This window comes from Streptomyces sp. SCSIO 30461 (genome assembly GCF_037023745.1).
Classification (GTDB): domain Bacteria; phylum Actinomycetota; class Actinomycetes; order Streptomycetales; family Streptomycetaceae; genus Streptomyces.
The window spans coordinates 1,674,877-1,695,684 of sequence record NZ_CP146101.1; the positions used below are offsets into that span (position 1 = coordinate 1,674,877).

General features: G+C 71.0%; 16 protein-coding genes. 3 read left to right on the forward strand and 13 right to left on the reverse strand.

Going from position 1 to position 20,808, the window contains the following annotated elements:
• Nucleotides 1-5: 5 nt before the first annotated feature.
• From V1460_RS07680 to ligD, 6 genes are all read right to left on the reverse strand, one after another.
• Complete coding sequence (locus tag V1460_RS07680) at nt 6-1,460, reverse strand: HAMP domain-containing sensor histidine kinase (RefSeq protein ID WP_338672930.1); 1,455 nt, start codon at nt 1,458-1,460, stop codon at nt 6-8.
• A complete protein-coding gene (locus tag V1460_RS07685) occupies nt 1,457-2,221 on the reverse strand; it encodes a hypothetical protein (RefSeq protein ID WP_338672932.1) in 765 nt (254 codons plus the stop codon). Before V1460_RS07685 ends, V1460_RS07680 begins: the two co-directional genes overlap by 4 nt.
• 230 nt (nt 2,222-2,451) lie before the next feature.
• Nucleotides 2,452-4,710, reverse strand: coding sequence for a PBS lyase (locus V1460_RS07690; protein WP_338672933.1), 2,259 nt, complete (start codon nt 4,708-4,710; stop codon nt 2,452-2,454).
• Nucleotides 4,711-4,876: 166 nt separating this feature from the next.
• The gene (locus tag V1460_RS07695) at nt 4,877-5,308 is read right to left on the reverse strand and encodes a nuclear transport factor 2 family protein (RefSeq protein WP_338672935.1); all 432 of its coding nucleotides are present in this window, start codon (nt 5,306-5,308) and stop codon (nt 4,877-4,879) included.
• A 106-nt stretch (nt 5,309-5,414) separates the two neighbouring features.
• Nucleotides 5,415-6,356 carry an ATP-dependent DNA ligase gene (locus tag V1460_RS07700; RefSeq protein ID WP_338677951.1) on the reverse strand — a complete coding sequence of 314 codons (942 nt, stop codon included), beginning with the start codon at nt 6,354-6,356 and terminating at the stop codon, nt 5,415-5,417.
• A 62-nt stretch (nt 6,357-6,418) separates the two neighbouring features.
• Nucleotides 6,419-7,303 carry a non-homologous end-joining DNA ligase gene (gene ligD / locus V1460_RS07705; RefSeq protein ID WP_338672936.1) on the reverse strand — a complete coding sequence of 295 codons (885 nt, stop codon included), beginning with the start codon at nt 7,301-7,303 and terminating at the stop codon, nt 6,419-6,421.
• A 60-nt stretch (nt 7,304-7,363) separates the two neighbouring features.
• Between ligD and V1460_RS07710 the strand changes: the two genes are divergently transcribed.
• On the forward strand, nt 7,364-8,416 hold the full coding sequence (locus tag V1460_RS07710) for a Ku protein (RefSeq protein ID WP_338672937.1): 1,053 nt from the start codon (nt 7,364-7,366) through the stop codon (nt 8,414-8,416).
• Between the two features lie 53 nt (nt 8,417-8,469).
• On the opposite strand, the gene V1460_RS07715 is transcribed toward V1460_RS07710, so the two are convergent.
• Nucleotides 8,470-9,579 (reverse strand): winged helix DNA-binding domain-containing protein, encoded by a 1,110-nt coding sequence (locus V1460_RS07715; RefSeq protein ID WP_338672938.1) that lies wholly within the window; start codon nt 9,577-9,579, stop codon nt 8,470-8,472.
• Nucleotides 9,580-9,815: 236 nt separating this feature from the next.
• On the opposite strand from V1460_RS07715, the gene V1460_RS07720 reads away from it, so the two are divergent.
• Nucleotides 9,816-11,552 carry an MFS transporter gene (locus tag V1460_RS07720; protein WP_338672939.1) on the forward strand — a complete coding sequence of 579 codons (1,737 nt, stop codon included), beginning with the start codon at nt 9,816-9,818 and terminating at the stop codon, nt 11,550-11,552.
• 124 nt (nt 11,553-11,676) lie between these two features.
• Here the strand turns inward: V1460_RS07720 and V1460_RS07725 are convergent, their stop codons facing one another.
• Both V1460_RS07725 and V1460_RS07730 read right to left on the reverse strand, forming a co-directional pair.
• Nucleotides 11,677-12,204 carry a hypothetical protein gene (locus tag V1460_RS07725; protein ID WP_338672941.1) on the reverse strand — a complete coding sequence of 176 codons (528 nt, stop codon included), beginning with the start codon at nt 12,202-12,204 and terminating at the stop codon, nt 11,677-11,679.
• A 299-nt stretch (nt 12,205-12,503) separates the two neighbouring features.
• Entirely contained in the window at nt 12,504-13,355 is an 852-nt protein-coding gene (locus V1460_RS07730; protein WP_338672942.1) for an NAD(P)H-binding protein, read from the reverse strand.
• 345 nt (nt 13,356-13,700) lie between these two features.
• Between V1460_RS07730 and V1460_RS07735 the strand changes: the two genes are divergently transcribed.
• Nucleotides 13,701-14,930, forward strand: a complete 1,230-nt coding sequence (locus V1460_RS07735; RefSeq protein ID WP_338672944.1) for a cytochrome P450 — start codon at nt 13,701-13,703, stop codon at nt 14,928-14,930.
• 13 nt (nt 14,931-14,943) lie between these two features.
• On the opposite strand, the gene sbnA is transcribed toward V1460_RS07735, so the two are convergent.
• The 4 genes from sbnA to V1460_RS07755 form a co-directional block, all read right to left on the reverse strand.
• Entirely contained in the window at nt 14,944-15,990 is a 1,047-nt protein-coding gene (gene sbnA, locus V1460_RS07740; RefSeq protein ID WP_338672946.1) for a 2,3-diaminopropionate biosynthesis protein SbnA, read from the reverse strand.
• Between the two features lie 69 nt (nt 15,991-16,059).
• On the reverse strand, nt 16,060-17,088 hold the full coding sequence (sbnB, locus tag V1460_RS07745; protein ID WP_338677952.1) for a 2,3-diaminopropionate biosynthesis protein SbnB: 1,029 nt from the start codon (nt 17,086-17,088) through the stop codon (nt 16,060-16,062).
• A gap of 50 nt (nt 17,089-17,138) precedes the next feature.
• Entirely contained in the window at nt 17,139-18,140 is a 1,002-nt protein-coding gene (locus V1460_RS07750) for a TauD/TfdA family dioxygenase (protein ID WP_338672948.1), read from the reverse strand.
• Nucleotides 18,141-18,170: 30 nt separating this feature from the next.
• The gene (locus V1460_RS07755) at nt 18,171-20,789 is read right to left on the reverse strand and encodes an amino acid adenylation domain-containing protein (protein WP_338672950.1); all 2,619 of its coding nucleotides are present in this window, start codon (nt 20,787-20,789) and stop codon (nt 18,171-18,173) included.
• Nucleotides 20,790-20,808: the final 19 nt, after the last annotated feature.

The window sequence follows — 20,808 nt, forward strand, 5'->3', positions numbered from 1 at the left end:
GGGTGTTATGTCCCCTTATCCGGGGAACCAGGGGTGTCGCGGCTTGTGCTCTCGTGCCCCGTGGCATCGCGGTGCGGGCCCGTGCCACCGGGCTTGCGGCCGGTGCGTTCCTGGTCTGTGCGCTCGTGCTCCGTGCGTTCCTGGGCGGTGTGCTCGTGATCGGTGTGCTCGTGATCGGTGTGCGTGTACTCCGGCAGGCTCAGCCGGGCGATCGCCCCGCCCTCAGGTGCGTTGGCGAACTCCAGCTTCGCCCCGATCACCGCGGCCTGCCCCACGGCGATGGTGAGTCCCAGACCGTGACCCTTGCCGCCCGAGTCCGTACGGAACCGCTGGGGGCCGTGCTCCAGCAGATACCGCGGGTAGCCGACGCCGTGGTCCCGTACGGTCACCGTCGGCCCGTCGACCGTCACCACCACCGGACGGGCGCCGTGCTTGTGGGCGTTGGTGATCAGGTTGGCCAGCACCCGTTCGAGCCGCCGCTGGTCCGTCTCCACCCGCACCCGTGCCGGGCCGCTGATGTTCACCTCTGTCTCACAGCCCGTGCTGCGTACGGCCCGGACGACCCGTTCGGCGAGCGGGGCGAGTTCGTGGATGTCCATGTCCACGGTCTCGCCGCCCGCGTCCAGCCGGGAGATCTCCAGCAGGTCCTCGGTCAGCGCACGCATGGTGCGCACCCGGTCCTGGACCAGTTCCGAAGGTCGTCCGGGCGGCAGCAACTCGGCGGCGGCGGACAGGCCGGTCAGCGGAGTGCGCAGCTCGTGCGCCACATCGGCGGTGAAACGCTGCTCGTTGAGCAGCTTCCCCTGGAGCGTGGACGCCATGGCGTCCAGCGCCCCCGAGACCGTGGCGACTTCGTCCTCGGGCCGGCTCGGGTCCTTGGTGCGGGGGTCGTTGACCCTGGCGTCCAGATCGCCCGCGCTGATCCGCCGTGCGACCTGCGCGGTCAGATGGAGTCTGCGGGTCACCCGGGTCACCGCGAACGCCCCCACGAGCAGGGTCGCCCCGATCGCGAGTACGGAGGAGCCGAGGATGGCCCGGTCGAGATTGCCGATGGTCTCGGCACCGACCGAGTAGTCGACCCGCACGGCGATGGCCCTGCCGTCGGCGGGCCCCGCGGCCCACATGGTGGGGCGGCCCTGGAAGTCTGAGACGACCGTGCCGCGCTGACCGGAGAGAGCGAGGGCGCGCAACCGGTCGGGGAGCCCCGGCGGGTCGATGGTGCCGAAGCCGCCGAGCGGCTCGCCCATCTCATACGCGTGGGTGACCTCGTCGAGCCGGACGAGGGCCTTCTCGCGGGCGTCGGAGACCGTCTCACGGGTCACGGACGCATGGACGAGTGCACCGAGCAGCGCGGCGAGGGCGCAGCACATCACGGTGATGAACAACGCCGCCTTCCAGGTCAGCGTTGCCGTCCAGGCGGGCAGCCGGAGCCTGGCCCGGCCCTTGCGCGGGGCCGTCACCGGGGGGCTCCGGTGGGCGGGGGCACGGAAGCGGTCGCGGTCGGTGCGGCCGAAGCGGTCGCGGTCGGTGCGGCGGAAGAGGTCGGGGGCGTGGTCGGCTTGACCCGGATGATCTCGTCTCGGGTCGGCAGGATCACGTCCTGGCGATCGTCCCAGGACCAGGCCGTGCGGTACTCGTACCCGGGGATGCCCGCGGATACGGCACGGGTGATCAGGTCCCGGCCGGCCAGCTCCACTCCGACGATCGCGTCCGAGTACGTCATGACCCGCGTCAAGCGGCCGTCCTTGTCCGGGAGATAGACCCGCATCGCGGTCTGCTGCCCCGGCATCCTGATGGCGACGATCAGTTCTTTTCTGCCGTCGCCGGTGAGATCGTGGTAGTACGGCCGGAGTACGGGGCATTCCTTCGGCCGTGTGCCGCAGTCGCGGATCTGGTCCGCGGTCTGCCGGTACAGCCCGTCGGCCCCGGTGATCTGCTCGGGGTGGGCCGCCACATCAGCCTGGACCACCTTCACCGGGCTCACCGCCCGCACATCGCCGTCCGGCGCGGTGACGCCGGGGATGCGGGCGGTGTCGCTCTCCCCGTAGTCGACCGGGGGAGCGGAGATGGCGGGGAGTTCCGGCCACAGCTGCTGGGGCCCCTCGGCGGTGGGGGTCGCCCCCGCGCTCTCCAGGCCGCCCGCGTCCCCGCACCCGGTGAGCAGTGCCAGGCCGGCCGCGGCGACGAGCGCGGCGCGGACGGCGGTGCGGGTCGGTTTCACGTGCGGGCTCCTCGCCGGTCGATCTTCCGGCAACAGTATGCGGAGACACAGGGCGCTGGGTGGTTTGAAGGCATATGCGAAATTTCGAGGATAGTCATCCGCCATTGCGGTGAACCATCGGTTGGGTAACGGCGACGGCAACGTCGCCGATGGCGGAGGGCTGCCACCGGGCTGCCGAGGGAGCGCCACCGGGGGTGCCGGACGGCACGGCTGCGGCGGCGGCGGCAGCCTCAGCGGCCCGTCGCGGTGCTCAGCCCCGGGCCGGCCAGAGCCCTTCTGCACAGCGTCAGCAGGCGTTCGTCCTGCTCGATGTCATGCGTACCCGAACCGCCGTCGAGCACGTTGTGCCGCCGCGGGCGGCTCAGCTCCGCACGCAGCAGCGGCACCGCCGGTCCGGCCGCGGGACCCATCTCGGTCAGGCACTCGGCGACCTCGACACGGCCGTACCGGTTCTCCTCCCAGGCCGCGGTCAGTACGGGAAGGGCGTCCCGGGCCTCGCCCGTGACTCGCCACAGCGCGATCGCAGCGTCCATCCGGAGCCAGCGCTCACGGGCGGCGAGCAGCGACCGCAGCGCGGGCGCCGCGGTCGCTGCCCGCGGGCCGAGGCAGCCCAGCGCCGCCGCCGCCGAGCGGCGCTCGTCCGGGCCGTCCGCTGTGAGCAGTTCCAGCAGCAGGGCCAGTACGGCAGCGCCGTCCGCGTCGCCCGAGACCGCCCACAACGCCCGCGCCGCGGCCGTGGCCACCGAGGGGTTGGCGCTGCCCAGCAGCGCACGCAGCTCAGGCGCCGCCGGCAGTGCCGCGGGCCCGAAGGCGGCGAGCGTCCGCAGGGCGGTCTCCAGCACCGACTCCATCGTCCACGCGCCGCCGCGGGCCGACGCGCCGCGCAGCACCCTGAGCACCTCGGGCAGGGCCTCGGCCGCGCGCAGCGCCCCCAGCGCGGGCAGTAGTGGGCAGGCCAGGTCGAAGAGGTTCTCGTCGAGCTCCACCCGGGCGAGCCTGCGCCGAAGCAGTGGTACCAGTGGCGCTGCCGCCGCCCCCAGGTAGGGCACCGCGAAGGCGGCGTCGCGGGGCAGCTCGGGTTCATCGAGGGCCGCAGCCAACGCCGGTACGGCGCGTGGATCGCCCAGCCTGGCCAGCGCGATCAGGGCGCGGTCCTCGCCCGCCTCGTCGGACGCCGCCGTGTCTGATGTGCCCCGCGAGAGCCGCGCGGCGAGCGCGTCCGCGGCGGGCAGGGCCAGGGCGGACAGGCTTTCCAGCAGGCTGGCCGCGGCCGCCCGCAGCTGTGGTTCGGGGTGGCCGAGCTGGGCTCCCACGCACCGCACCAGTTCGTCGTAGGGCCCGCGCCAGGTCCGGATCAGCCCGTGGCACATCCACACGGCGTCTGTGCGTTGCGCCGGGTCGCCGCTGCTCAGGCGCCCGACGAGAAGCGCGATCCGTTCGTCGACCCGGTCGCCGAGTGCCGCGTAGAGGGTGCACAGCAGCTCGTCGGCCCCGGAGCGGAGCTCCGCGTCGTCGCCGGGACGCCCAGATCGCGCCGGCTGCCGTGGGCCGGTTCCCCGCGGCGCCCCTGTGCCGGTGCCGGTCTCCTCCGCACCGGGATCACCGGCCGCCCGCGTCCGGTGATCCCGGGCGAGGGGTTCCCCGCCGCCCTCCGCTTCGTCTTCTCCTCCGTCGACCGCTCCTGCTCCGTCGACCGCTCCTGCTCCGTCGACCGTCCCGGCGGAGGCCTCGCGTGCGCCGGTTCCGCGTGCGACGGCATCCTGCTCGTCCGTCCCCCGCAGCAGCGCGGTCGCGGTCGCGTCGGGCGGCAGGCTCCCGGGGGCACACCGCGCCAGCTGGGTCAGCGCGGCGAGGCGCAGTCCCGCCGGGTGGGCCGGGGCCAGCAGCCCGATCAGCCAGGGCACCGCCTCGGCGTGCATCTCCGTGTGCCGCAGGGCGATCCGCCCGACCGCCTCCACCAGCGCGAGCCGCACATCCGCGTCCCCTTCGGCGTCCAGCCGCGCCCGTAGCAACATCAGTGCACGCGCGGGCTCGTGGTGCAGCATCGCCAGGGCGCAGGGCACCGTGAGCCGCACTCCGGGGTCGTCGTCCGCGAGCAGGCCCACGAACACCTCAGCCCCCGACGCCACCGCGGCCGCGGCCATCGCGTAGTTGGCGACCTCCTCGAACTCCTCCTCGTGGGCACCCGGTTCGGGTTCGTCGTCGCCGTCGAGTTCGATGCCGCCGATGCTGGTCAGCAACTCGACGATCGCTCCCCGGTCCTGGACTTCGGGGCTGGCGGCGAGTTCCAGCAGGAACGGGATGGCCGCCAGCGTCGAGTCGTACACCTCGCCCTGGTGGTGCACCGCGGAGTACATGGCGTCCAGCGCGGCCTCGCGCTCCATCGGATCGCGCGACGCGAGCCCGTGCAGCAGTCCGGGGACATCATCCGCGGGGCCGTACGCATGTCCGAGTGACGACCAGTCGACCTCGTCGATACCCGCCAACACGCCATTGCCTCCCACACGCCAGGTGCCTGGGGAGAGTGTGCACCACGGGGGCCGCGCCGAGGACTTCGAAAACCGGCACGCCATCGTGCCTTTCCGGCCTGCCGCCGGGACCTGCCGGTCCCGGCGCGTGCCCGGGCGGCCCGTCTGTCCGGGCACGCGGCCGTGATCACCGCAGGTTGTCGCCCCAGCCGCCCTGGAGCATCGTCTGGAAGGCCCATTTCCCGTCGCGCCGGATCAGGATGTCCGCGTACCGCAACCGCTGCTCGGCGCCGTCCATGGTCATGACGGAGTCGGTGAAGACCACCGCCATCGCCGCCGTGAGGAACACCGGCGTGCGTGTCGACGTGAACGTGATGTCCTGCGAACCCTCTCCCATCACCTGGGTCATGACGGTGACGAACTGCTCCCGGTCCCACTGGGCGCTGACGCCCTGCCCGGTGGAGTCGTCGCTGACCAGGTTGAGTGGGAAGACCGCCATATCGGCCATCCGCTCGATGTCACGCCGGCCGCTCGCCCCGTCGTACTCCGCGAACCACTTCTCGATGTCCGCGAGCTCGTCGGCAGTCGGGGTGTAGCCGGTCTCGGGGAGCTGGATCATCGATGCGCTTCCTCTCATCAAGTTTGACTACTTGCTGTGGGACCGTACTGCTCCCGTGTGAAGTAGTCAAACTTGATTAATGGGAGGGTCGGAGAACGGGTGAGGCTCAGGGCGGCAGGTCGTCCCTGATGCGCAGCACCGTCGACACCGTGTGCCGGGTGGTCCCACGCTCCACCTCGGCCGTCAGTCCTTCCGGCACTCTCCGGTACGGCACCTCGCCCACCCCGACCGCGGTCGCCGTCGCCGTGGCCTTCGCGGTGGCTGTGCTCGCGCCTTCTTCCGGCGGTTCTTTCGCCCCGGCCCCGGCCGCATGGGCCGTGTGCGCGGCCAGCACCGCCGCGACCGAGCCCCGCAGTGCGGGCGGGAGCGGGCCGGACACCACGGGCGTGTCATCGTCCGGCAGGACGAGCACCAGCGCACTGGGGCGGTCCCGCGTGCCGGTGAAGCCGACCACGGCGGCATCCTGGACGGCCGTGTGCCGCAGTTTGCGCCAGTCCCGGCCGCCGGGCCGGTAGGGCCCGGTGAGTCGTTTGACCACCAGTCCTTCGATCCCGCGCGCGACGAGGGTCTCGTACCAGGTCGCAGCGGTCTCCGGGTCGGTGGTCATCGGCACCGGCTGGAGCGGTGGGCCCAACGGTCCGACGAGGTCGACAAGGCGTTCTCTGCGGTGTGTGTAGGGCGCCGCGCGCAGGTCGTCGCCGCCGGTCGCGAGCAGGTCGAAGGCGGCGTAGGAGGCGGGCAGTCGGCGCGCGAGAAGCCCGGCCCTGGGCGGCGTCGCGGCGGCTCGGCGCTGTACGGCGGCGAAGTCGATCCGTCCCTCGTTCCAGACCACCGCCTCGCCGTCCAGGACCGTGCCGTCGGGCAGCGCGCGTGCTGCCGTCGCCAGATCGGGGAAGGCGGCCGTCACGATACGCCCCGAGCGGGCCTGGAGGGTGGCCTCTCCGTCGGAGACGAAGATCAGGATGCGATGGCCGTCGAACTTCGGTTCGTAGGCGAGCCCTTCTCCGCGTGGAAGCCTTGCCACGGACCGGGCGAGCGCCACCTTCAGCGGCGGCCTGAGCGGCCCCGCCCGCGCTCCCGCCCCTGCTCCCGTCCTGGGTGGGTGGGTGCTCACGGCAGGCCGCCCGCACGTTCGGGATCGAACAGCGGTGCCAGCAGATCCCCGTACTGTTCGAGCCTTCCCGTCATGTCGCCCAGTTCGAACACCAGCTCATCGGGGGAGCTGCACCCTTCGATCTCCTCCCAGGTCACGGGAGTGGAAACGGTGGGCCGGGGTCGGGCGCGCAGTGTGTACGGCGTCGCCGTGGTCTTGGCTGCGGCGTTCTGGCTGTGGTCGACGAACACCTTCCCCGGGCGCAGTGCCCGGGCCATCCGGTGCACCACCAGGCCGCCGAGCTCCGTCTCCGCCTCGACGGCCAGGGACTTCGCGTAGGCCGACACGGCGGCGGACGGCGTGGGTTCCAGCGGTACCAGCAGGTGCAGACCCTTGGAGCCCGAGGTCTTGGCGTAGGCGTCCAGGCCGTCCGTGCCGAGCCGCCGGCGCAGCCACATGGCCACCTCACAGCACTCGACCACGGTCGCCGGATCACCGGGGTCGAGATCGAAGACCATCCGGTCCGCCCTGCCGGGTTCCTCCACCCGCCACTGCGGAGTGTGAAATTCCACCACGAGGTTCGCCGCCCAGATCAGCCCGGCCAGATCGGCCACGACCACCTGCTCGCCCCGCTCGCGCGAGGAGCGGGGAACCTCGGCGACACGCACCCAGGAAGGTGTGCCGGGCGGCGGGTTCTTGGTGAAGAACCGCTGGCCGCCCGGCCCGTCCGGGTAGCGCAGGAACGACAGCGGGCGGTCCCTCAGATGCGCGAGCAGCGGATCGGCGGTGAGGGCGTAGTAGTGCAGCACCTCCCCTTTGGTGGTCCCGGTCGCCGGGTAGATGACCTTCTCCAGGTTGCTGAGCGCCAGGCGCCGCCCCTCCACCTCTGTGATGGGCGTCATACGATGAGAATCCCATACATACATCTCAAAACTCTGAATTCCGGATGAAAGGGATGGCACGTGCGATCCATCTGGAACGGCGCGATCTCCTTCGGGCTGGTCAGCATCCCGATCAAGCTGGTGAACGCCACCGAGAACCGTTCGATCTCCTTCCGGCAGATCCACACCAGTGACGGAGGGCGGATCCGTTACCGCAAGGTCTGCGAGCTGGAGGACGAGGAGGTCCCGACGGCGGAGATCGGCAAGGCGTACGAGGACGCTGACGGGACGATGATCCCGATCACCGACCAGGACCTCGCCTCGCTTCCGCTGCCGACCGCGAAGACGATCGACATCGTGGCGTTCGTCGCCGCGGACCAGATCGACCCGCTCCAGATGGATACGGCGTACTACCTCTCCGCGAACGGGGTCCCGGCTGCCAAGCCCTACACGCTGCTGCGCGAGGCACTCAAACGGAGCAAGAAGGTGGCGGTGGCCAAGTTCGCGCTCAGGGGGCGGGAGCGGCTGGGCATGCTGAGGGTGGTCGGCGATGTGATCGCCATGCACGGACTGCTCTGGCCGGACGAGATCCGCCAGCCCGACGGCGTGGCCCCGGAGACCGATGTGACGGTCCGCGACGCCGAGCTCGACCTCGCGGACGCGCTCATGGACACCCTCGGCGAAGTCGATCTCGCCTCGCTGCACGACGACTACCGGACGGCGGTCGAAGAGCTGATCGCCGCCAGGGCCGACGGCGTGGAGCTGGAGCCGGAGCGCGCCCCGGCCGCCGGTGGCGGCAAGGTCATCGACCTGATGGCCGCATTGGAGAGCAGTGTCCGGGCGGCGAAGGAGGCGCGCGGCGCCGAAGCGGAGGCAGCCGGCGGTGATGTCACGGAGCTGAGGCCTCGCAAGGAAGCAAAGGAAGCGGCGGAGTCCGCCCCGAAGGCTGCCAAGGCCACACCCAAGGAGACGGGCGGCAAGAAGTCCACGTCCACCGCGAAGAAGACCGCCGCGTCACGGTCGACGAAGTCCACGGCCGCCAAGAAGGCGTCGGGGGCGAAGTCCGCGACCGCCAAGTCCACGGCCAAGAAGCCCACGGCGAAGAAGGCGACGCCGCGGAAGAAGGCCTCCTGACCGGTCGGGCTCCCGGCCTCCGGTCGGCCCGTCCCGCGGTCCCCTCGGCGCGTTCAGGACGTCGACGGCTCGACGCTCACCGTGCGGTCGGGCGCCTCAGGCGCCATGAACTCCAGCAGATCCGCGCCCTCCTGCTCCAGCGCCTTTCGGGACGCCTTCGGCAGGCGCCCGAACGGTTCGAGGACGAGGGTCGCCGTGCCGCGCTCGCGAGTGACCCGCCACATCCCCGCCACGAACCCGTCGACCAGGAACGTCGCCCGGATGATGCCGTTGCGGGTGAAGATCGCCGACCGCCGCCGCTCGTCCAGGATGCGGGAGCGGTCGTCATGGGCGAGCAGCACGTTGTCGAACTCCGGCAGGAACCGCACCGGTGCCTCGGTCTCGGGATCCGGCAGGGGCGCGTCCGGCAGGTCGAACAGCTCCCGCCCGTCCTCGTCCCGAAGGGCCCGCAGACGTGAGCCCAGCCGGTCCACCACCTCACGCAGGCGGGTCAGTCCCGACCACATCTGGACGTCCTTCACCGATGCCGGGCCGTACGCGCGCAGATAGCGCAGCACCAGGTCGTCCACGGTCGCTCCGGTGCCCAGCGGCCGGCCCAGCCAGGCCTCCGCCGTCGCGTACCGGGTCAAGCCGCCGACGCCCCAGATGCCGCGTGGCGGCACCTGCACCAGCGGGAGCCGGCCGCGGGCGGCGTTCGCCAGCCCGTCGGGGTCGCGCTCCGGCCAACGCGCGGCCAGTGCCGCTCCCAGCTCCTTGGTGGTCAGCGGCTCATCGGCCAGCGCCTCACGAACGGCCGTGTCCAAGTCGTCGGGCTCCAGGTCCGCGACCGCCTTCGCGAACCTCGCCACCCCGCGTACCTGCCGGTCCAGCACGGGCTGCACCAGCGGGCGCAGCGCCAGGCAGTCCTCGGCGGTGACCAGATGCACGGTGGCCCTCAGCAGCGCGACACGAACCGCTTCCCGCCCGGTGAGCAACTCGGCGAGCTCCTCGTGGCGGAAGCCGGTCAGCCGGGTCCACAGGCCCACGTAGGGCGGCGCGGGCGCCTGGGCCTGCATACCGACGAGCCGGGCGATGGCCTCCGCCGCAGTCAGCGGCTGTCGGCGCAGCAGCAACTGGCGCTCCAGCAGCGCACGGTTCAGGGCGCGTGGGCCGAGTGTGGTCATGGAACGCCCCTTGTGGCAGTGTCTGGGGTGCCGTGAGACGCGGCGGAGGACATGCGGTGCACCCCCCACTCTGCCCTGTTCCGCTCGCGGGGACCTTGAGCGCGTCTCGAACCGGCGCCCGGCCGGCGCTCGCTTCGCCCGCGTAATCCTTTAAGTACTCCAGGCATATTCGAGCACGCCTCCAATGACGCTGGCTATACCGAGTGATGACCACCTGTCACCACGAGGAGTGAGACGTGACCTCCACCAACATCCGGCCGACGGACACCGACAGCGAGTCTCCGCCTCCGGCCGAAGCCGTCGCGGTGCAGCCCTCCGGGGCGGGGGTTTCGCCCGCCCCGGACAAGCGCCGCTGGGCGGCGTTCGTCATCATGACCGTCGCCACGTTCCTCGACATGCTCGACGGCAGCATCGTCAACGTGGCCATCCCGACCATCCAGCACGAGCTCGGCGCCAGCTACGGCGCCGTCCAGTGGATCACCGCCGGCTACGTCATGGCGTTCGCCCTGATGCTGATCACCGGCGGCCGGCTCGGTGACATCTACGGCCGCAGGAAGATGTTCCTGCTCGGTGTCGCCGGCTTCACCATCGCATCGCTGCTCTGCGGCATCGCCATGAACCCCGAAATGCTCATCGCGTCCCGGCTGCTGCAGGGCGCCGCGGCGGGCATCATGGTGCCGCAGGTGCTCTCCATCATCCACGTGACCTTCCCGGACAACGAGAAGGGGACGGTCTTCGCCGTCCACGGCACCGTCGGCGGTATCGCCGCCACCATCGCCCCGCTCATCGGCGGTGTGATCGTCGCGGCCGACATCTTCGGCTGGGACTGGCGCCCGATCTTCCTCGTCAACGTGCCGCTGGGCGTCGTCGGCTTCTTCCTCGGCCTCAAGTACATCCCCGAGTCCAAGGCGCCGCACGCGCTCCGTGTGGACCTCCCCGGTGTCGCACTCGCCACCCTGGGTCTGCTGCTGCTGCTCGCCCCGCTGACCTTCGGCCGTGAGCTCGGCTGGCCGGCTTGGGCGTTCGCCTCCATGGTCGCCGGAGTCGCGGTGCTCATCGGCTTCGTGGCGTACGAGCGCCGCAGGAGCCTGACGAACGGTTCGCCGCTGGTGGCGCTCAACCTGTTCAAGGCGCGCAGCTTCAGCTCGGCCCTCGGGCTGATGCTGGCCTGCTTCACTTTCACCGGCATGTTCATGCTGGCTCTGTACATGTACATGCAGCTCGGTCTGGGCTGGAGCGCGCTGCGCGCCGGTGTGACCCTGCTGGCCTTCGCGTTCGGCGCCTTCATCACCGCCTCGGCCTCCGTGATCGTGCTCGTTCCGAAGTTCGGCCGCACCGTGGTGCAGATGGGCGCGGTGGGCATCGCCCTCGGTCTCGGACTGTTCCTGTGGATCAACGGCAGCAGCGACGGGGACATCACCAGCTGGAGCATCGCCCCCGCCCTGTTCGTCATCGGTCTGGGCTTCGGTGCCGCCGCCACCCCGATCTCCCTGTTCGGCCTCAAGGACGTGCCGCACGAGGACGCGGGATCGGCGTCCGGTCTCATCAACACCATGCAGCAGCTCGGCTTCACCATCGGTATCGCCGTCGTCTCGCTGTCCTTCTTCGCCCCGCTGGGTTCCGCCGCGACGGGCAGCGCGGACGAGTTGGCACCCAAGCTGCGCCAGGAGCTGGTTGCTGCCGGTGTCCCGGCCGAGCAACTCGGCGCCGCCACCACGGCCTACCAGCACTGCGTCAACGAGCGCTTCGGCGGGGAGAACGCCTCCGAGGAGCCTGCGGACTGCGTGGCACCGGCCGTCCGCGGCAACGAGAAGGCCGTCGCCGCGGTGCGGTCGTACGAGCAGCAGGCAGGTGCGCGGACCTTCTCCGGCGCCTTCCAGTTCACCCTGTACACCGGCCTCGGCTTCATCGTCGTCGCCTTCCTCGCGGCGGGTGCGCTGCCCCGCCGGGTGAGCGCGCCTGGCCAGGGCTGACCTGACCGGCGCCGCTCTGACGGGCGCGTCTCCGGACGAGTCCGGCGGCGCGGTACACCACACCACAACGAGGAGGCCTCCGGACCAAGGGTCCGGAGGCCTCCTCGTGTGTGTCCGTGCCGCATCAGCCGATGCGGGTGGCCTTCGACTCGACGGCGATCGGGCCGGTCCAGGGAGTGCCGTCCTCCATGTCGATGAAGGCGGTCCCGTCGGTCGTGAAGCCCTTCTTGTCGAAGCTGCCGACGTGGACGGCGTTGATGGAGCCGAGTTCGTTGCCGTTCTCGTCCCGGTGCGCGTGGTGCGTGATCCAGAAGCTGAACGACTTCCCGGAACCCTTCTTCCAGATGCCCGTACCCTCCAGCGGAGGTGTGGCGGAGCCCGGCTTGTTGACACAGCGGATCCTCTGGTCCGCGGTCACGTCGCAGATGATCCAGGAGTACAGCGGCGGGTCCTGGGCGTGGATGGTTATCACCACGTCCCACTTCCCGACCGGGCTCGCCGCCTTGTGGGCCGCGGCGGCGGACACGGACTGCTCGACGCTGCCGGCGGCGGCGGTGGCGGGAACGGCTGCCGGCACGATCATGGCGAGCAGCACGGCCGCGACCGCGCCCGTGGCGCGGCGGCTGACACGTGTCCGGGTGGTAGCGCTCATCGGTGCGTCTCCTCGGATCAGGCCCGGGGTGCGGGCTGTTGGGTGGGCGTAGGGTCCCCGCAGGTGCTCGACACCATGTCCAGGACAGGTGGAGACGTACCGGAACGACCCGGGCATGCCGGACGGCCGACCCGGGTCGTGATCACCCTGGCCGGCCGTTCGGAGCGGAACGCCCTGGCGTCCTCCTTCGCTTCTGTGCCGACTGCTCCCAACCGTTCCCGGTGTTGCGGGCCGCTCCGATCCGTTCCCGCTGTGGACCGGCTGTTCCCGGGTCTTCCCGGCTCTCCCGCGGTCAGCGCCTAACCGGCGGGTGCGTCCCCGAACGCACCGAGATGCTCCTCGACCCACTGCCGGAAGGTGCGCGCGGGCGCGCCCGTCCACGGCTCGCAGGTGGCGGACGTGTCGGCGGGTTGGGCGAGCGCCGCCTCCCACTGGTCGAGCAACGAGGTGAGCACCGGCGGTGGCACGAACCTGCCCATGGTCTCCGCCGCCTCGGCGCGGTCCATGTCGCGTACGTGGATCTCCCGCCCCAGCAGGTCGGCGATGATGCCTACCTCGGCGCGGAAGCTCAGCGACTGGGGCCCGGAGAGCGGGACGGCCTCGGGCATCCCGGAACCCTCGGCGAGCGCCGCCGCGGCCACGTCCGCCACGTCGGCGTCGTGCACCGGAGCCATCTGGGCATCCGCGAACGGCTGCTGTACCGCGCGGCCCTCCCGGATGTCGGTGCTCCAGCCCAGTGCGTTGCTGGCGAAGGCTCCCGGCCGCAGCAGTACATGGGGCAGTCCGGAGGCGAAGACGGCCTCCTCCACTACGCGGTGGTGCCGTGCCAGGGGGTCCTGGTCGGCGCCGGGCAGCAGCACGGTGTTGGACGACAGAACCACGACCTTCCGTACGCCCGCTTCGTCCGCGGCCTTCAGGAAGTCCGCGACGCCGTCCGGCTCCGCGTACAGGAACACCCGGGTGACACCGTCCAGCGCGGCACGGTAGGTGCCCGGTTCCCGGAGATCGAGTGTGACGGTCTGCACACCCGGGGGGACGGCGAGATCACCGGATCTGCGACTGGAGGCGCGCAGGGACCCTCCGGCGGCGTGCAGGCGTGTGACGACCTGGCTGCCGATGTTGCCGCGCGCTCCAGTGACGAGAATGGTCACGAGAAACTCCCGTGGTCGATGACGTGCTTTCGATGGCCCCGTGAGACGGGGCGTGCGGTCGGCGGCCATGACGGCCTAGACCACTTGAAGCACCGTTCCGGTTAGACCTCGGATGCCGGTCGAGGGGGGCTCGGGTGGAGCCGGACACTGCTGACTGGCTGCGCTTTTGAAGGGGAGAGCGGATCATCAGAGCTGGTTTCCGGCCATGCGTGGCCGTTCCGCTACCGGCTCTTTCCGGCCATGGGCCGTCGGCTTCGCTGCTTCCTCCATCGGCACTCCAGCGCTCGTCCCTAGGGTCCTTCGCGACATCCGCCGCGCAGGCGCCGCCCGAGGAGACCCCCCGCCATGGCCCGCTCCGAAGATCTTCCCCGGTTCCCGTTCCCAGGATCGAGCCATCGCGGCCCTGACCCGCTCTTCGGTCGGCTGCGAGCCGAGCGGCCCGTCGTCCGGGTGACCACCGCCAACGGCACGCCGGCCTGGCTGATCACCCGACATGAGGACATCCGCACCGCGTTGGAGGACTCGCGCCTGAGCCGGGCCGCGACCTACGAACCGTCCGCGCCGCAGTTCGATGGGCTGTTCCAGGCGCCTCCGGGAATGATCATCTCGCTGGACCCGCCCGACCACACCCGGCTTCGGGCGCTCGCCGTCCAGGCGTTCTCGCCGGAACGGATCGAGCGCATGCGGCCGAGGGTGCGGCAGCTCGTGGACGAGTTGCTCGGCCTGGCCGAGAAGGAGGCGGCCGAAGGGCCGGTGGATCTGCTCGGCGCCTTCACCGGGCCGCTGGCCCTGTCCGTGATCTGCGAACTGCTGGGCGTCCCCGAAGCGGACAGGACGGTGTTCCACGGCTGGATACGGCAGTTCGCCGACGTGGGCGGATCCCAGGACGAGGCGGTCGCGGCCCGGGAGCAGCTGGGCGCCTATATGGCAGGCCTGGTGACGGGCAGGGCACAGGCCCCCGGCGACGACGTGCTCTCCGCCCTGATCGCCGCCCGGCTCGGCGACGACCGGCTGAGTACCGAGGAGCTGATCGGGCTGGGCTACACCCTGCTCGGCGCGGGCGGCGACTCGTCCGCGAGCCAGCTCGCCAACTCGGTGCTCACCCTGCTCTCCCGCCACCGCGACGTCTGGCGGCGGCTGGGGGAGCACCCCGAGGAGGTGCCCGAGGCCGTCGAGGAGCTGCTGCGCGGAGTCAACCTGCTCGGCGACGACACCTCAGGCCTGCCCCGTATCGCCACCGATGACATCACCATCGGCGGGGTCACCATCCCGGCCGGGGACGCCGTCTTCCTCGCCTTCGCGTCGGCCAACCGGGACGAGTCCGTCTTCGCCGACCCGGACCGGCTGGACTTCCGCAGGTCCCACAACCCGCACCTCTCGTTCGGGCACGGTATGCACCGCTGTCTGGGCGCAGCCCTGGCCCGGATCGAGATCGCCGTGGCCGTCGAGGAGCTGACCCGGCGCTACCCTGACGCGCTGTTGGCGGTGCCGGAGGACGAACTCGCCTGGCAGCGGGGCGATGTGAACCACCGCCTCGTCGCGTTGCCCGTCCGACTGCACGGCGCTACCGGCTGAGGAACGTCGGGGTTCACATCCCACCGGACGGATCGTCGGCGGTCTCGGGTTCGGGCGCGGGCATGCGTCCGGATTCCGCCTCGGCGTCGGTATCGGCGGCCGCGTTGAACAGCTCGTCCCCGTACAGGTCCTCCAGCCAGTTGGCGTGGTAGACGGTGTCGAGATAGCGCTCGCCGAGGTCAGGGGCGATCGCCACCGCCGTGAGCCCGGGCGTCCAGTGCCGGTCGAGCCATCCCAGCGCCCCGCTCACCACCGTGCCGGTGGAGCCCCCGAAGAGGAACCCGTGCCGTGCCAGGCGGTGGCAGGCCCGGATGGTGTCCACCTCCTCGACGCGGATCACCTCGTCCACGTACGACTCGTCGAGCAGCGGGGGGCGCATGCTCATGCCGAGGCCGGGGATCATCCGGCGTCCGGGCGGGCCCCCGAAGGCCACCGAGCCCACGCTGTCCAGGGCGATGATCCGCACCGGGCGGTGCCACTCCCTGAAGAAGCGCGCGCAGCCCATCAGGGTCCCGGTGGTGCCGGCCCCGATGAACAGCACGTCGAGCTGTGGGAAGCTCCTGGCGATCTCGGGGGCGGTCGTACGGTGGTGGGCTTTCCAGTTGCTCGGATTGGTGTACTGGCTGAGCCATACGTACCGCGAGTCGGACGCGCACAGCGCACGGACGTAGTCGAGCCGGGCGCCCAGGAATCCGCCGTTCGCCTCCTGGCCCGCGATGACATGCACCTGGCTGCCCAGGGCCTCCATCATCAGTCTCGTGGAGAGGTTGCAGCGCGAGTCGGTGACGCACAGGAACTGGTAGCCCTTACTGGCGGCGATCATGCTCAGCGCGACGCCCAGATTGCCGGAAGACGACTCGACCAGGATGGAGTCCGGACCCAGGGTGCCGTCCCGTTCCGCGGCCTCCACCATCTCCACGGCCGCTTTCAGCTTGATGGAACCTGCGAAGTTGAATCCCTCGCACTTCAGGAAGAGGGCATGCCCGTCTCCGAAGACCGACTTGAGGTCGACATAGAGATCGTCCTCGTTGAAGGCGTAGGGATCGGATATGACTGGCACGATGGCCTCCTCAGGAAGCAGGGCCGTGCGGATGCCCCACATCCGGCCGTGGGCGGTTCGTGGTGGCTCCTATCCGTGTCTGCGTCGTTCGTGGAAGAAGTCCTGGATGGTATGGAGTTCCCCTGCGCGGGCGGTTTCGTCGTAGACGTACTTGCCGACGGCGAGGTCGAGCACGCCGAGGCCGAACGGTGAGAACACGACGGTCCGGTCGGTGGGGACACCGACCCGCCGGCTGATGACGTCCTCCAGCGTGCCGCTGAGGAAGTCGCGGTTCCCGGTCTGCTGTTCGACCAGGTGGGGCGAGGTGTCGGCCTTCAGGCAGTGCTCGACGTCGTCGACGATGTTGGTGGCGTCGAGCAGGATCTCGGGGGCGAGATCGCGCAGCGACACATGCAGGACGAGCGGGTGGTGGCCGAACCAGGCGGGATTGGTGACATGGGGCCGGCTCGCGACGGTGGCGAAGACGACGAGGTCGCCGGCGCGGATCAGCTCCTCCGCGCTGTCGTGGATGGTGATACGACCCGGGGTGTTGTGCTCTTCGAGGTACCGGCGGAACCCGGCGGCGCTGTCGGCGGACAGGTCGTGGATGCCGATCTCGTCGAAGCTCCAGCCGGTGGTGTTCAGGAAGGTGTGGATGTAGCGCGCGATCAGACCGGTGCCGAAGAAGCCGACACGGGTGGGCCGTGCGGTGTGCCGGGTGAGGTGGTCGGCGGCCAGCGCCGCCGACGCGGCGGTGCGGGTGGCGCTGATGATGGAGCTCTCCAGGCAGGCGAAGGGATAGCCGGTCTCATGGTCGTTGAGGATGAGCACGGCTGAGGCGCGGGGGATCCCCGCCTCCACGTTGTGGGGGAAGCTGGAGATCCACTTCAGGCCGTCGACGGCGTCGGCTCCCCCGATGGACGCGGGCAGCGCGATGATGCGCGAGCCGGGACGGTCGGGGAAACGCAGGAAGTACGAGGGCGGGTTGACGGTCTTCCCGGCGCCATGGAGCAGGTACGTGGCCTCGACCAGGTCCACGATGTGCTTCTCGTGGCCTTGCAGGACCCGCTGGACCTGGGCGCCTGAGATCACTGAGAACGGCGGCACGCCCATGTGCATGCCTGTGCCCGTGGCGGCCCCGGGCCCGGTCTGAGGGTTCGTGTCCGTGGTCATCGCGCGCTCCCCCCGTGCCCCTCGGGACTGGTGGCGGGATGGGGCTGGGCCATCGCGACCAGGACGCTGCGGTCGCCTTCGTAGGCCTCCCGGCTGTGCGCGGTGCGCAGGTTGTCCACCAGCATCAGGTCGCCGTCCTGCCAGGGCTCACGTCGGGTGTGGGCGTCGTAGACGCTGTTGATCAGGTTGACGGTGTCCTGGTCGAGCGGGTCGCCGTTGCCGTAGCGGGTGGTGAACGGCAGGGCGTCGGCGCCGTACACGTCGATGAGGTACTCGCGTACCTCGGGGGCGAGGGTGAACTCGCTCAGGAACGCGATCTGGTTGAACCAGCAGCGGCGCCCGTCGGCGGGATGGTCGACGACGGCTTGGCGGTGCTGACGGGTGCGCAGACTGCCGTCCTCGTCCCAGGTGTACTCGATCGCGTTGGCGCGGCAGTACTCCTCGATGGCCGAGCGGTCGTCCGTGCCGAACGCCTCCGCCGCCGACGCGCCGATCTCGTCGTTGTAGCAGCGGTCCAGCAGCCAGCCCTGCCGCGCGAACCGGTCGACCAGTTCGGCGGGCAGTGCCCGGCAGACCTCGGCGGCGTCGGCGACACCGGTCGCACCGCCGTCGGCGGGCGCCTTGAGACAGGCGAACATCAGCAGCGACGGCACGGTGAGGGCGTAACTGAGCTCATGGTGCATGCACATCGGCTGGTTCGGCGGCCAGGTCGCGGAGGAATAGACGCCCCGGCCGTAGTCCTCGCGCGCCGCGAACGCTTCCTTGTTGTCCATCAGCTCAGGTGCGAAGACGTGGAACACCCCGGCAGCCTGCGTGGTGTCGCTGATGCCCAGACCGCGGACGAGCAGCGCCCCGTGCTCGGCCACGGTCGCCCGCAGCGCGTCTCGGTGCCGGGCCGCCCAGGTGGTGGCATCGCCGGGGTTGTCGACGCGCAGCATCGGCGGCTTGCCCGCGGGCACCTCCGCCTCCAGCAGCGGTGCGGGGGGTGAGGACGACATCGCGTGTTTCCTTTCGGTCGGTTCGGGGCTTCAGGCAGTCGGTCGGTCGGCGGTGTGCAGTACGGCGTCGGCCGCCCCGGTGGGGCGGGTACGCAGTACGTGGTGGTCCCCGCCGCCGGGCTGTTCGTGTGCCGCACCGGACCTGGTGTCGATGAGGCCGGCGAGGTCGGAGAGGACCGGGTGGGCGGTGATGTCCTTGAGGGTGATGGCGCGGTCGAGGGCGATGGCGAGTTTGACGGCGGAGAGCGAGGTGCCGCCGCAGTCGAAGAAGTGGTCGTCACGGCTGACGCGGTCGGCGGCAACACCGAGGATGGCGGCGTACGCAAGGGCGAGGCGCTGTTCGGTGCGGGTGTCGGGAGCGCCGCCCGCCGCGGTGTCCGGGGAGGGGTCCCGGGCCGGAGCCTGCGCGCCTTCACGGGCGAGCGCCTTCTTGTCGACCTTGCCATTGGGGGTGAGGGGCAGTTCCTCGCGGTGGTGGTAGACGGTCGGGACCATGTACGCGGGCAGGTGGGCCGCGAGCGAGGTGGCGAGTTCGTTCTGGTCGTCGCTCTGCTCGAGAGCGGTGTGGCGGGTGTAGTAGGCCGTCAGATGAGGGCCGGTGGCCGGGTGGTCGCTGACGATGACGGCCGCGTCGCGGATTCCGGGGAGAGTGAGCAGGGTGTTCTCGATCTCGCCGATCTCGATGCGGAAACCGCGGATCTTGACCTGGGTGTCGCGCCGTCCGAGGAATTCGAGCGCCCCGTTCGGGTGCCAGCGGCCGCGGTCGCCGCTGCGGTAGAGACGCGCGCCGGGGCGGTAGGGGTCGGTGCCGAAGGCGGCGCGGGTGCGTTCGGGGTCGTTGATGTAGCCGCGGCCGACGCAGACGCCGGAGAACACGATCTCGCCGGGCGCGCCGAGGGGCACGGGGTGGAGGTGTTCGTCGACGACGTACACCCGTACGTTGGGGACCGGAGGTCCCAGCAGGATGCGGTCGGGGGCGGTGCGCATGAGCTGGTGGTTGGTGTCGTCGCTGGTCTCGGTCAGCCCGTAGGCGTTGAGCAGGGCGATCGAGGGCTGGGCGGCGAACCAGCGGGCCGCCAGTTCACGCTTGAGGGCCTCCCCGGTCACCGAGACGCAGCGCAGGTGGGGCAGCGGCCGGGGGTGGCGTTCGAGGTGGGTGAGGACCGCTTCCAGGTACGACGGCACGAGCTGTGCGACGTCGACCCTGTGCCGGTCGACCGTGTCGATGAAGCGCGGTACGTCGAGGATGGTGTCCTGGTCCACCAGTACGGTGCGTCCGCCCACCAACTGGGCGGCGATGAGCTGCCACAGCGAGATGTCGAAGCACTGCGGCGCGGTCTGGGCGACCACCGAGCCCGCACTGATGCCGAGATCGTCGATCTTGGCGTGGAGGTGGTTGAGCATTCCGGCGTGCTCGCACATCGCGCCCTTGGGCTCGCCGGTGGAGCCGGAGGTGAAGTAGATGTACGCGAGCTGGTGGGGCCCCACCACCACATCGAGGTCGCCTTCGTCCCGCTGGGTGCTCACGGCGTCGTCGATCAGCAGCCGCCGTACGTCCGGCAGTCGGCCGAGCGCTTCCTCCAGGTGGTCGGTGCTGCCGGATTCGGTGAGCACCAGCGCGCAGTTCGCACGGGTGAGGACGCCGCGGATCCGCTCGGCGGGGAAGTGCGGTTCGACGGGCAGGTAGACACCACCGGCCTTGAACACCGCCCAGACCGCCGTCAGCCAGTCCAGGCTGCGCTCGGTGACCACCGCCACCGGCTGCTCAGGGCGTAGGCCGGCGGCGAGCAGGGCCCGGGCGAGCCGGTTCGCCCGTCCGTTCAACTCCCCGTACGTCCGGGAGTCCTGACCGCGCACGGCGGCGACCGCGTCCGGGTGGGCGCGTGCCCGCTGCTCGAACAACTCGTGCGCGCGGGTCTGCGGCAGCACCCGCTCAGGTCCTGCCAGCTCCTCCAGCTGGTGGCGCAGCTCCTGTGCGCCCACCAGCCCCTCACCGGTGTGCCCCGCGTCGATGTCCGCGCACAGCAGCCCCAGCGCGGTGACGTGGTACCCGGCGATCCGCTCGCCCGCCTCATCGTCCAGGACGTCGGTGCGGTAGCGCACCCGTATGGCCCACCGCCCGCCCCGGCGTACGGCCGCGACGCACAGCACCGAGTGCTCATCCGGTGCGGCCTCCCCGCCGTACGGGTCGAAGACGACCTCGAACGGCGCCCCGGAGAAGCCCAGCTCACCGCCCAGCTCCCGCCAGGGAAAGCCCAGACGGGCCTGCACATCACGGGCGGCCCGGTCCGCCCCCAGCACCAGCTCCCGCCAGGAGGACGCCGTCAGATCCAGCCGGCACGGAGCGGCCGGCCCGCCCGCCGCGACCACATTTCCGGCCAGGACGTCGTCCTCACCGCACAGGGCCGACAGCACCTTGGCATGCGCGGCCAGCAGCACCGACTCCACCGGAACCCGCAGCTGGGCCGCAAGCCCGGGCAGCGCCGACGCGGCCTCGTCAGGGATCAGGGACTCCCGCTCGCCCACCCCGGGCACCGGATCCGACGTCCAGCGCGGTACGGCGGCGAAACCGCCTGGGCCCAGCACACCGCGCCAGAAGTCCCGGGCGCTGTCCCGGGCGTCGATGGCGGTCTCCATGCGCATTCCCATCGGACCTTTCCTGTCGAGA

Bases quoted from the DNA above. Each gene is read 5' to 3' on its own strand.
- V1460_RS07695 (WP_338672935.1), bottom strand. From the start codon at position 5,308: ATGATCCAGCTCCCCGAGACCGGCTACACCCCGACTGCCGACGAGCTC.
- ligD (WP_338672936.1), bottom strand. From the start codon at position 7,303: ATGACGCCCATCACAGAGGTGGAGGGGCGGCGCCTGGCGCTCAGCAAC.
- V1460_RS07715 (WP_338672938.1), bottom strand. From the start codon at position 9,579: ATGACCACACTCGGCCCACGCGCCCTGAACCGTGCGCTGCTGGAGCGC.
- V1460_RS07725 (WP_338672941.1), bottom strand. From the start codon at position 12,204: ATGAGCGCTACCACCCGGACACGTGTCAGCCGCCGCGCCACGGGCGCG.
- V1460_RS07735 (WP_338672944.1), top strand. From the start codon at position 13,701: ATGGCCCGCTCCGAAGATCTTCCCCGGTTCCCGTTCCCAGGATCGAGC.
- sbnB (WP_338677952.1), bottom strand. From the start codon at position 17,088: ATGCACATGGGCGTGCCGCCGTTCTCAGTGATCTCAGGCGCCCAGGTC.
- V1460_RS07750 (WP_338672948.1), bottom strand. From the start codon at position 18,140: ATGTCGTCCTCACCCCCCGCACCGCTGCTGGAGGCGGAGGTGCCCGCG.
- V1460_RS07755 (WP_338672950.1), bottom strand. From the start codon at position 20,789: ATGGGAATGCGCATGGAGACCGCCATCGACGCCCGGGACAGCGCCCGG.